The organism is Stanieria cyanosphaera PCC 7437, from assembly GCF_000317575.1.
In the GTDB taxonomy this organism is placed as follows: Bacteria; Cyanobacteriota; Cyanobacteriia; order Cyanobacteriales; family Xenococcaceae; genus Stanieria; species Stanieria cyanosphaera.
In genome coordinates, this window is sequence record NC_019748.1 from 1,606,763 (window position 1) to 1,619,163 (window position 12,401).

The following is a 12,401-nucleotide window of genomic DNA, read 5'->3' on the forward strand; positions in this document are numbered from 1 at the left end:
TTAATTCTAGGTAGTATTTCCCTTATACATAGTTTAGTCAGAAAAATAAATAAATGCTGAAAATTATCTGCTGAATTTAATTTTATAAAACTAATAATAGATATGAGAAACTGATATCTGAATAATTTCTGCTTGCTAGGTTGTAAAACTATGACTAATTTACCTCAAAACAGCCCAGTCCAACTGTCTGAAGCACAAGCCCAGGAGTTAATGCGATCGCTTTTGCATAAAGAAGGTAATTGGGTTGATTGGGGCAAAACTTCTCAGCAGTTACAAAAAGCAGGGTATAGTCCCCAAAAAATCTTTGAAGAAACTGGATTTCAAGGCAGTCAGCAGAATTTAGTGATTGTGGCTGCTCAAGTCTATGAAAGTGTTGCTCAAGCCCAAACAGATGAGGCTATTTTAAAATACTATCAAGGGCCTAAAAGTGATGTTTTATACGAATTTCGTGTTCTTAATCAATCACAACGTGTAGCAGCAGCCCAATTAGCTTATGAAAAGAATTTAGATGTTGATGGAGCGCATGAAGTTGCTCGTGCAGTTAAAGAAGTTTCTAGTTTAGCTCAACTCCCAAAAGATTTTACTAATCATCCTGGTGATGCAGTTGCTTATTTATGTTGGAAACGAGCGCGACAAAAGAAAGATTTACAAGAAAGATCTCGTTTAATCGCTCAAGGTTTAAAATTTGCTCATTCTCAGCAAGCTAGAGCAGCAATAGAACAGCTTTTAAATGATTTTACTGTTGTTCCTAGTAAAACCGCTCCTCTTTTGCCTGTTTATCGTCTGGAATCAGATAGTGAGTTACCTTGTATCATTCCCTTAGCAGGTTCGTATCCTATAACTCATCAAGAGCTTGAAGCCGTTAAACCGATTGAAATTCAAGAGCCTTTTCGTAGTATTCAAATTTCTCAATCTGGTACGTTTGTTCCCGTACCTGGTTGGCAAGCATTACTCAAAGCTAAAGATCCTGTGGGTTATTTGTCCAAAAGCGATCGCTTACCGAAAGCTTTGTCAGGAAAAGTAGAAGAAGTATTAATTATCGTAGATCGAGCCGAGCAAGAATGGAATAACCAAAGTTATTTTGTCGTAGAAATAGACGAAAAATTAGAAATTCAATGGTTTGAAAATAAACCCGATCTACTGATTGTCGGACAGTTGGTGTTAATTCTGCGTCCAAAAAACATTTTTGATGAAAATAATTTAACTGAACCTTGGCAAATGGATGATTAAACTTTAGTTAATTGTTAAGATCTACTTGCTTAATTCTGAATTACCAATTTTGGATGCTGAATTACTGTAATTATGTTTCAGAAAAACGATAATATTTCTGTGATTTTAGCTCTATTGCTACTCGCAGGAATTCTTAGCACAAGTTTTTGGTGGTTGACTAATAAATATAGTTTTAATTTCAAGAATTCAAATTCTACTATAAATAATAACAATATTCAAAAAAAACCAAACATTAACAATCAAAATACAACTCCTGTTTCTGCTCCTCAAACAACTTTTGGCTCATCTATTAATGTTCCTCAAGGAACAACAATTAAGATTAACGGTTCTACTAGTATGGTGCAAATTAATCAAGCGTTGAAAAATCGTTTTGAACAACAATTTGCAGGAATAAAAGTAATAACTAATGCTCAAGGAACAAATCAAGGAATAAAATTACTTCAGTCGAGACAGATAGATCTAGCAGCTATGTCTCGTTTCTTAACTGTTGAAGAACAAAATCAAGGTTTAGCAACAGTGCCTATTGCTCAAGACGAGATTGCTATTGTCGTAGGAAATAATAATTCTTTTCGCCGTAGTTTAACTAAAAATCAAGTAAGGGAAATCTTTCAGGGCAAAATTACTAACTGGTCGGCATTAGGAGGAGCAAATCATCCGATTAAAGTAATTAATCGACCCGAGATTAGTGGTACTCGTCAAATCTTTCAAGAAGTTGTTCTAGAAGGTGAAAATTTTGGGCGATCGCACAACTTCATTACAATGGAAAGGGATGCAACCACACCAATTTTGAGAGCTTTAGCTAGCGATGGCATTAGTTATGCAACTTATAGACAAGTAGTTAATCAAAGAACTATTAGAACGGTGGCAATAGATGGTTTAACTCCCGAAGCTATTAACTATCCTTATCAAAGAACTTTTTCTTATGCATATCTTTATCCTCCTTCTTCTCAAGTAAGAGCGTTTTTGGAGTATGTTCTTTCGCCACAAGGACAAGAAACTATCATCAACACTAAAAATTAATTATTTAAGTTATCTATATTTTCTGGTGATTGTTCTGGTGTTGGTAATAAAGTTACTAAAACCTTATCCACTCTCATGCCATCCATATCGACAATTTCAAATCGTACCCCTTGCCATTCAAAATACTCTCCAGACTTAGGGATATGTTTAAGCACAGTCGTCATAAATCCCCCCAAGGTATGATAGTCGCCAGTTTCTTCTTCAGCTAACCATTGTTTATCCAACAAATCTTTGACTTCATCGATTGAAAGTAAACCATCTAATAACCAAGAACCATCCTCGCGCTGAATAATCATTGGTTCTTCAAGATCTTCGGAAGAGGAAATGCCACCAACTATAGCTTCCATTAAATCCGTTAGGGTGACCAATCCTTCAATATCTCCATATTCATCAGTAATGATCGCCATATGAATGCCAGTTGATTTAAACTCTTCCAAAACTCTTAAAGCAGGCGTATTTTCTGGAATAAATAAAGGAGACTCCAGCATTGTACCGAGATCGATTGCTTTTCCTTGTATACAAGCAGCCAAAAATTTACTACCACGAACAATTCCCAAACATTTATCTAAACTTTCTTCTCCGACAGGAAAACGTGAATAGTTATTTTCAATGATGCGACGTTGAGTATCTTCTAAAGGTGCATTCAAATTAAGCCAAGCAATTTCAAATCGAGGAGTCATGAAAGCTTTTATAGGGCGATCGCTGAGACGAAAGACTCGTTCAACTATTTCTTGTTCTGATTCTTCAAAAGTACCAGACTGAGTAGCTTGTTCGATTAATACTTTAATTTCTTCTTCTGTTACAGCAGATTCTGCTTCTGGTTGAATTCCGAGTAACCTCAATAATGCATTAGTAGAAATTCCGAGTAAATAAACTAATGGTGCAGTAATAGTCGATAGTAAACGCATCGGTTTGGCTACCGAACAAGCAACTTTTTCAGGATTGTTTAAAGCTAATCGTTTTGGAACTAATTCTCCAATTAATAAAGAAAAATAAGTAATCAGAGTTACAACGACAGCCACACTAATTTCTTCACTATAAGGCTTTAAAAAAGGAATAAAATCAAAAAAAAGCTTCACTCTTTGAGCTAACGTTGCTTGACCAAGCGCACCGCTAAGGATTCCTATTAAAGTAATTCCAATTTGTACTGTAGACAAAAAATCATTGGGAGAATTTGCTAATTTAAGTGCAGCTTTAGCGTTAGCATTACCTCGATTTGCCATTTGCTCTAAACGAACTTTGCGAGAAGACACCACAGCAATTTCCGAACCGGAAAATAAACCGTTGGCAACGATTAGTAAAATAATGAAGAGAATTTCAAGAGCAAAGGCAGACATTCTCTATTCCTATCATATCGCTATCGATACATAGCTTGTATATTTTCTTAGCGTACATCATGCTTAAATAATTTAACTGCCATTTTTAATCAGAATATTTTTTAAATCGATCACAATCCGTTTAAAAACAAGATAACGCTTAAACCATTAATAGAAAGAGAAATCAGTAAAGAGCTTGCGCTACAGAGTAAATAAACAAATTAATGATAGCTAATTTAGCCAAAAAAGACAGTGTTGTCAAAGTAGTATTTAAAGACCCAAATTAGATTATTTAACCTGAGAAAAAAATTTGATTAGAGACGGAAGCGTAAATTTGGGATTAGGATAGATCAGCGAATAAGACGAGGTATTAGTGGTGGTATCTTTTTCAATTATTTCTCAGACTCAAACTCTTAATTCTGATTGGCAATGGCGTGATTGGGAAGGATTACCTTATTTAACTTGTGGTTTATTGCAACAATGGCAACATGGGTTTTTTACTCAACAATTTTATCCTCGTATTCCAGAAAATTTAGTCAGTATCTTAAATTCCGAAGCAACTGTGCATCGAGTTAAACAAATTCATGGCAACCAAATACTGACACCGACAGAAATTTTAGCAGCCAAAAACAAAGCTAATTTACAAGAATCTTTACCTGGTGCAGATGGTGTGTTAAGCGATCGCACTACTCAAGCGGTTTGGGTAGCTAGTGCCGATTGTAATCCTGTTTTGATTGGTGATGTAGTGACAGGCAAAGTAGCTGCAATTCATGCTGGTTGGCGTGGTACAGCACAAAGAATTGTAGTTGAAGCGATCGCTCGTTTGGTAACTCATGGTAGTTCGTTAGAAAATCTGCGGATTGCGATGGGACCAGCTATTTCAGGTGAAGTTTATCAAGTCACAGAATACGTAGCTGCTGAAGTAGGTACAAGTATTATTGCTTCAGAAGAAGCCAAAACAACCGAAGAGATGTTAATTGCTTTGCAAAACTTACCCGATTCCCCCATTTTAGATGATTCTGAGCCTGGTCGAGTTCGTTTAGATGTAAGAAGAGTTAATGCTATTCAACTAGAACAATTGGGAATAGACCCCGAACAAATTGCGATCGCGCCTTATTGCACCTATCAGCAACCAGATTATTTCTTTTCTTATCGTCGTACTAATAACAAACAGGTTCAATGGTCAGGTATTGTTAGTTATGGGTGATTTTTCTGCGATCGCAGGAAGCCAAAAAGTTACAGTTGAACCTCGATCTACTTGACTTTCAACTGTGATATTTCCACCCATCATTTCACAAAAACTTTTACAAATTGCTAGTCCTAATCCGGTACCTCCATATTTTTTGGTTGTACTATCATCCGCTTGACTAAAAGGTTGAAATACTTTTTTCATTTGTTCGGCACTCATGCCAATTCCTGTATCACTGATTTTAAAAATTATCCAATCAGAAATTTGAAAGGATTGATCTTCAAGGTTGCTATTAAGCTCAGATTCAAAACCGCTTGCTTTAAAATTAACTACAGAAGGTAAACTCATTCTAGTTTTTCGACAGACCGATAAAGTAATTGTGCCTTGATGGGTAAACTTAGCTGCGTTACTCAGTATATTTAATAAAATCTGTTTAACTCGTTTGCGATCGCTGAACATCATTCCTAAACGATCATCAAATATCATCGTGATCACGTTATTGTTATTGTTGACAACCGGCAATATTAAAGCGTGAACTTCCGTCAGTAAAGCAGCTAAATCGAAACTTTCTGAATAGATTGATCCTTTACCTGCTTCAATTTTAGAAAGATCTAAGATATTTTCAATCAAAGTCAATAAATGCATTCCAGATTTTTGAATTTGATGTAGATCGGGAATAAAATCTGTATAGCCACATTCTTCTGCATCTATTTTCAGTAATTCACTTAAACCCAAAATACCATTGAGGGGAGTTCTCAATTCGTGGCTCATATTAGCCAAAAATCTACTTTTAGCAATACTAGCAGCTTCAGCAGCTTCTTTAGCTTGTTGTAATTCTTCTTGCGCCAATTTATTAGCAGTAATGTCGCGAATGATGGCTAAAGCTTCATGTTCTAAACTGAGAACAATTCTAACTTCAAAATATTGTGGTTGAGCTTGCTCGAATAATTCATATTCAAAGATTTGTATTTCCGAAGTTTGTAAAGCTTGTTGCAAAGCTTGCCAAAACTTTTGTGCGATCGCACTTGGAAAAATTTCTGAGATGGTTTTGCCAATTGAATTGTTTTTCAGGAGGAATGAGTTACTATTCTGATTTTCTCTAACATCTATTACTGTGCCATCTTCTTTAAGAAGCCACATTAGATCAGGAATAGCATTTAGTAAAGCTCGATTTTTCCCCTCACTTCGTTGTAGATATTCGGTTTGTTGTTCTAAATCTTGAATTGATTCTCGTAGTTGAGCAGTCATACTATTAAAAGAATCTGCCAATACCGCTAGTTCATCTTGACTATTAATATTAATCTGCTGTCTTAAATCTCCCTCAGCCATTTTATGAGTAACCAAACTCATGTGCTTAAGAGGTTTTGTGAGCAAACGACTGAGCAAAATAGTAACTAAAAAACCTAAACTAGAAGCAACTAAAGCGATCGCAATGCCTTGATTACGGATCATCGACATTTTTTGACCGAGAGGCATTGTAGATAAATCTACACTTACCGCACCCAAAGTTTGACCTTCAAATGTTATTGTTTTTCCTGCTAATAATCGATCTGATTGCCAAACTAAAACAATATTTTTACTATTTAGAAGTTGTCGACCAAACAGATTGTTTGTTTTTTTATTCAAAGTATCAGCAATTAGTTTGCCTTGATCATTGTAAATTTGACCACTAATAATTAAATTATGATTACCCAATTCCCGAAGCATTTTTTTAAGCAAATCTATTTTTTGAGGAGATGAATTTTCTGTTGTAACTACATTTAAGGTATTGAGTAATAATTCTGCTTGTAATTCTAATTCTTTTTGAAGATTTTTTTGCTGATAATCAATTAATAATGTGGTAACCCCTACTGCAGTAATGACAATTGTAGTAGTCATAGCAATAGTAAATTTGGCTGCCAGGGGTAATTTTTTCCAGCCAAAATCCCCCCAGATAGAGTTATGTGGTTTGATGCGATTAGTATAAGTTTTTAATTTGAGCCAAACTTGATTCGACTCGAAAAGACGAATTTCTTTCGATTGTTTGCTTAAATGATTGTCAGACAGTTTGACCTTCAGGATTATCCTCCATATTGATTCATAAGGTTGATTAATTGTTGTGAATTTTTTAGGAAACCGAAAGATAAACTCAATAAATCTTTGTAGCTATTCAAGCTCTACTCTGACTGTTGGTCAAAATTATGATTGTTGTATGATGTTTTGAAAGATTTTTCTGATAATTAAACAATATTTTTTTACTAATTATGAGGGATGAATAATTAACCATTAACATAAGCGAAGCGCACTACCGTAGGTCTCAAGTATCAACGCTCAACCAGGAAAATGAACTGTATCTCATTAATTTGAGAACACCGCTATATACTAATTTTTTTGAGAACATTTCTTAAAATTAGGCAATAATAATTAATATCTTTGAACAATTAATTCTCAATCACTAAATTTAATGTAAAAAATAATCTGATCAATTCAATTTTTTGGCTTTAATGAGTATTTTAATTCTTTTTAGCTTATCAAATCGTAAAAAAAGCTTACCTCGGTAAAATTACTGATTTTTAAGTATAATTTAGCTTTGATTAAAATTAGATAAAATCTCACAAAAAGCTTTTTAGTTAATGTTTATTAATGTATTATATTCAAACTATAGGTAAACTTGTGTTGCCTCGTAAAGTTAAGATAAAAATTATTATAAATAAAAATAAATACTTAATATTTAATCGCAGTCGGTCAATTTTGAACATATTTTTCAATAAATTGACTAAACTCTAACTTAAATTAAATTTCTATCGCTTAATGGTATATATTCAAGAATTATTTTTGTAAATTAATTAGCGAGAGGTTCGCTTCGCTGAAACAACGAGCGATCGCTTGAAAATTAACAAAAACTGTCATGATAGATTTAACTACAGCTTTACCTACTTTTGTTGTTACTCTTAGAGAAGGCTTTGAAGCTGCTTTAGTAGTAGGAATTGTAATGGCTTGTTTACAAAAAGCTCAACAACCACAACTATATCGTTGGGTTTATTTAGGCATCGGTGGTGGGATTACTGCCAGTGTTGCAGTTGGATTTTTTTTAGCGAAGACAATTCAACAGATGGAGTCAGTCGGAGGCATTTATGCACCAGTCATCAAAGAAAGTTTAGCAGGAATATTTGGTTTAGTTGCGATCGCGATGCTTAGTTGGATGCTACTCTGGATGACTCAACAGGCAAAATCTCTCAAAGGTGAAGTAGAAGGAGTAATTAATCAAGCATTAAACCATCAAAGTGCGGGAAAAGCGATTTTTTTACTGATTTTTATTGCAGTTTTACGAGAAGGGTTTGAAACAGTTTTATTTATTGTTGCCAAATTTCAACAGCAGTGGACTTTACCTGCTTTAGGAGCGATCGCAGGTTTAACTGTAGCAACTATCATGGGAATTTTGCTTTTTGCTTTAGGAGTCAAGATTAATATTCGTTTATTTTTTCAAATAATGGGAGTTTTCTTATTATTAATTGTTGGTGGATTAGTTTTAGGAGTTCTCAAACATCTTGACGCTACTGTTGCTTTATTATCTCAGCTTTCTACTCATAACTGGTGTTTTGCTGATCATGAATCTTGTATTTTAGGTGCAAAAATTTGGGACGGGACTGAATTTTTACCCGATCAAAAATTTCCTGGCATTATTTTAAAATCTTTATTTGGTTATCGCCAAACTCTTTATTTAGGACAAGTTATTGCTTATATTTTATTTTTAGTAACTGTTGGTGGAGCTTATTGGCAAAGTTTAACCAACAAACCAATATTTAATTCTAAAAAAACAACCAAACTACAAAATTAATCTATTTTATTCAAAAATTTATCTTTCAACTATCCAATTAATTTTGCTCACCTACTTATCTCCATTACTGAAGAGTTTTAGTAATTAAAAGTGTTGCCTGTTCCCTATCAACTGGTTTAGAAAAAAAGTATCCTTGTCCATATTCACAATTTTTAGCTTGAAGACTTTTCATTTCTGTTTCTGTTTCAATTCCTTCAGCTACCACATCCATTTCTAGCTGGTGAGCGAGAGTAATAATAGTAGTAACAATTGCTTGATTTTTAACACTTTTACTCATATTGCTAACAAAAGAACGATCTACCTTAAGCGTGTCCATCGGAAATCGATGTAAATAGCTAAAAGAAGAAAAACCTGTCCCAAAATCATCCATACTCAAACGCACACCAAGAGCTTTTAATCGATTCAGCAAAATAATTGCCTCTTCCACATCATCCATTACCATGCTTTCAGTAATTTCGAGTTTTAAACTTTGAGCATTGAGATTAGTTATTTGTAAAATCTCTTCAATCTGTTCAACTAAATTAGGTTGAGAAAATTGTCGCCCAGAAAGATTCACACTGATTGTTAAAGATTGACAGTGAGAAAATTGTGCTTGCCATATTTGCATTTGCAGACAAGCTTGTTGAAGAATCCATTTTCCTAACGGAATAATTAATCCTGTTTCTTCAGCTATAGGAATAAAACTAGCTGGTGAAACAAAACCTCGTTGAGGAGAATGCCAACGCACCAAAGATTCAAATCCGACAATTGTGCCACTGTTTAAAGAAACAATTGGTTGATAATATAATTCAAATTCTTGATTAGCAATTGCTGTACGCAGATCTGCTTCTAACTCTAAATAAGCTAACGCTTGTTCTTGCATTTTGGTAGCAAAAACTTCATGACGAGTTTTGCCCGATACTTTAGCTTGATACATTGCTGTATGAGCCGATCGCAATAAATCTTCTGGTTGAAATTGAGCCTCAATTTTTTCGCTAGCAATACCAATACTAACTGTAGTATAAGTATCTTGATTATTTAATTGAAAAGGTAGAGTTAGTTGTTTTTCTAATTGCTTGGCAAAGTCGATAGCTTGTTCAACATCAGTAACATGATCGATCGCGATCGCAAATTCATCTCCTCCTACCCGTGCCAAAAGATTTTGAGGATTTAAACGCGCCTGAAGACGTTGGGCAGTAGTAATCAATAATTGATCGCCTGCTTGATATCCTAAACCGTCATTGATTAATTTAAAGCGATCAAGATCGAGACAAAAAACTACCATCAATCCGCCTGATTGATTCAATTTTCGTTGATGTAGTTGTTTTAATTGTTTGGTAAACAAATTGCGGTTAGGCAAACCAGTTAGGGAATCATATAACATCGAATAAACTACTCTATAGGCTAAAACTGCACCACTGGTAATAACAAAAGCCAAGGCTGATGGAACAAAAGGAATCCAACCAGCTTGAGTAAAGGCAACTAGACAAATTCCCCACAAACTCCCTAGACTAGCAATCATCGCTATCCCTAAATGCCAAACCGAACGCGATCGCCAAACTAAAACCCCTCCTGCAATTGACCACATCCAAATCCAAACACTTTCAACCCATTGAGGTAAAAACCAAAATTGAGATTCTTGATTCGATAAAAGTCGTAAAATCTGACTAACCATTTGAGCATGGGCAATTACCCCAGGCATAATACCTTTACTTCCTCGATAAGGAGTATAGATGAAGTCTTTAATACTAGGGGCAGTTGTGCCAATTAAAACTACTTTATCTTTAACTAAATTTGGGTCAAACTTACCATTGAGTACTTCTGTCAAAGTAATTGTTTGAGCAATCTTGGGAGAAGGATAATTCAGTAAAATTTGCCATCCAACTGCTTCTGTGGCAGCCATCTGATATCCTCCAGAATCAGCTTCTAGAGTATTTAAAACAGTCTCATCAATTTTTAGAGAATCGGAGTTTAATTCTATCTCAGAGCGATCGCTTAAATATTTGAGACTTAGTTGTAAAGAAAAGGAAGGAATTTCTTCTGTTCCTAAACGCACATACATTAAATTTCGTCGAAAAATGCTGTCTGCATCTAAAAGCAAGTCATTAAAACCAATTCTTCGTTTGGGAATAAAAGAAGGTGCTGTAACAGTATTATTAGTGTTGCCTAATTCTTGAATAACAATTACATTTTCTGCTTGAAGTTGCTCTTGTAATGCTTGACGCCCAGGAAAATAAGGAATATCTCGATATAGATCTAAACCGATTACTCTGGGTTGATGCTGCTGTAGTTTTGCTAGTAGTTGGGCAATTGTTTGATCTGAAATAGGCCATCTTTGTTGTTGATAAATGTCCGATTCAGTAATTTCTACTACTAAAATTCTTGGGTCAAGATAATCTTTTTGTTGAAAACGAACTAAATAATCATAAGCAATTAATTCCAAAATTTGTAAGCCACTTAACTGTCTAATTCCTATCAATATTCCCGTTATTAATAAACTAGAAAATAAAACATAATAAATATAAATAAAAGCTATGTTTTTAAACTGCTTCTTTTTTCCCGAAAGAAAAGTTGACTTTATGAAAAAATTGTTAAAATTTCTGTTTATTTTTTTTAACACTTTATTTTTCTTTAACTTTATTCATCAACGATTTTACAGATATTCAGAAAATTTACTTAAGAATTTTTAAGTAAATATTTTTTTTGACTCAAAAACTAAAATAACAAAAACTTTATTTTTATGGACTTTCTTAATAATTGAAGATTAGAATTGTGAACAAAGCTTATGAATAAAATTAAGTTTAGCTAAAATTTTTCTAAAATAAAACGTATGTTGTCTCGTCAATTAACTTTCCTTACTAAACTTACTAGCTTGACACTAGTTGGTAGTTTTATTTTTTTTAATTCTCCGCATTTACTCAAAGCAGAAATTATTAATTCTTCTATTAAGACTAAACGTCAAGAAAAAAACTCCAGTAGAAATGGTTTACCCGTCAATCGTATAGCTGGTGGAAGCCGAAGTAGTTGTCTTGCTAATAATCATCGTTTAGTTGCTTTAGTTCCAGAAGAAAACGTCAATCTTACTGCATCCAACTCTCCTAAACTTTTCTTTTATATTCCAGCAACTAAAAATCCTTATCAAATTGAGTTTGTTTTGCGCAATCAAAATGATGAACTAGTTTATGAGACATCTATAGATACTAATCAACAATCGGGTATTGTTAGCATAAGTGTACCTAATTCCGTCAATTTCAAGGGATTAGAAGTCAATCAAAATTACCATTGGTATTTATCAATGATTTGCGATCCTATGCGACGTTCTCACGATTTAGTGGTTGAGGGTTGGATTCGTCGCATTGAGCTAGAAACTGCTTTCAAAAAACAGTTGCAAAACTCTAATCAGATCAAACAAGCAGAACTATATCATCAAAAAGGTATTTGGCATGACGCTTTGGCAGCTTTAGCCGAAGAACCAGACGCTTCGCAATGGTCAGAATTACTAGATTCCATAGGATTGGAAGATTTAGCTCAACAACCTCTGATTCAAAACGCTCATTATGCGCCTTGGCTGCACCGCGATCGCATTTCAACTTATACTCAACAATAATAAAAAAAGCTACAAATAAATTAACTTTAAATATTTTGAAAGATCATACTTCCCACGTCACATTTTCTGATTAAGACGTGGGTTTCGTTTAAATAAATTTTGAGTTTTTGTAACACCTTTGTCGCCCATTTCAAGCTCTTGAATTAGGTGTTAAAAATATTTTTGGCTAAACAGATTAAATTCAGTCTTGAATAACTAAAATTATTAAAAACAGTTCTTTTGTACGAATTTTTTGCAATCAAA

At 34.1% G+C, this 12,401-nt stretch carries 8 protein-coding genes; 5 read left to right on the plus strand and 3 right to left on the minus strand.

Features of this window, described 5'->3' with window-relative positions:
* Positions 1–150: 150 nt before the first annotated feature.
* Together STA7437_RS07050 and STA7437_RS07055 are read left to right on the plus strand one after the other, a co-directional pair.
* On the plus strand, positions 151–1,230 hold the full coding sequence (locus STA7437_RS07050) for a RuBisCO accumulation factor 1 (RefSeq protein ID WP_015192687.1): 1,080 nt from the start codon (positions 151–153) through the stop codon (positions 1,228–1,230).
* A 72-nt stretch (positions 1,231–1,302) separates the two neighbouring features.
* Positions 1,303–2,250, plus strand: a complete 948-nt coding sequence (locus STA7437_RS07055; RefSeq protein WP_015192688.1) for a phosphate ABC transporter substrate-binding protein — start codon at positions 1,303–1,305, stop codon at positions 2,248–2,250.
* On the opposite strand, the gene STA7437_RS07060 is transcribed toward STA7437_RS07055, so the two are convergent.
* On the minus strand, positions 2,247–3,587 hold the full coding sequence (locus STA7437_RS07060; RefSeq protein ID WP_015192689.1) for a hemolysin family protein: 1,341 nt from the start codon (positions 3,585–3,587) through the stop codon (positions 2,247–2,249). The two genes, STA7437_RS07055 and STA7437_RS07060, sit on opposite strands and share 4 nt — an antisense overlap.
* Positions 3,588–3,939: 352 nt before the next feature.
* Between STA7437_RS07060 and pgeF the strand changes: the two genes are divergently transcribed.
* Positions 3,940–4,773, plus strand: coding sequence for a peptidoglycan editing factor PgeF (gene pgeF, locus STA7437_RS07065; RefSeq protein ID WP_015192690.1), 834 nt, complete (start codon positions 3,940–3,942; stop codon positions 4,771–4,773).
* On the opposite strand, the gene STA7437_RS24770 is transcribed toward pgeF, so the two are convergent.
* Positions 4,750–6,633: an ATP-binding protein gene (locus STA7437_RS24770; RefSeq protein WP_015192691.1), complete on the minus strand. Its 1,884-nt coding sequence runs from the start codon at positions 6,631–6,633 to the stop codon at positions 4,750–4,752. The two genes, pgeF and STA7437_RS24770, sit on opposite strands and share 24 nt — an antisense overlap.
* Positions 6,634–7,645: 1,012 nt before the next feature.
* On the opposite strand from STA7437_RS24770, the gene STA7437_RS07075 reads away from it, so the two are divergent.
* Entirely contained in the window at positions 7,646–8,572 is a 927-nt protein-coding gene (locus tag STA7437_RS07075) for an FTR1 family iron permease (protein ID WP_041619844.1), read from the plus strand.
* Positions 8,573–8,636: 64 nt separating this feature from the next.
* Here the strand turns inward: STA7437_RS07075 and STA7437_RS07080 are convergent, their stop codons facing one another.
* Positions 8,637–11,030 (minus strand): EAL domain-containing protein, encoded by a 2,394-nt coding sequence (locus tag STA7437_RS07080; protein ID WP_245562082.1) that lies wholly within the window; start codon positions 11,028–11,030, stop codon positions 8,637–8,639.
* Positions 11,031–11,381: 351 nt separating this feature from the next.
* On the opposite strand from STA7437_RS07080, the gene STA7437_RS07085 reads away from it, so the two are divergent.
* Complete coding sequence (locus STA7437_RS07085; protein ID WP_015192694.1) at positions 11,382–12,158, plus strand: DUF928 domain-containing protein; 777 nt, start codon at positions 11,382–11,384, stop codon at positions 12,156–12,158.
* The last annotated feature ends 243 nt before the right edge of the window (positions 12,159–12,401 follow it).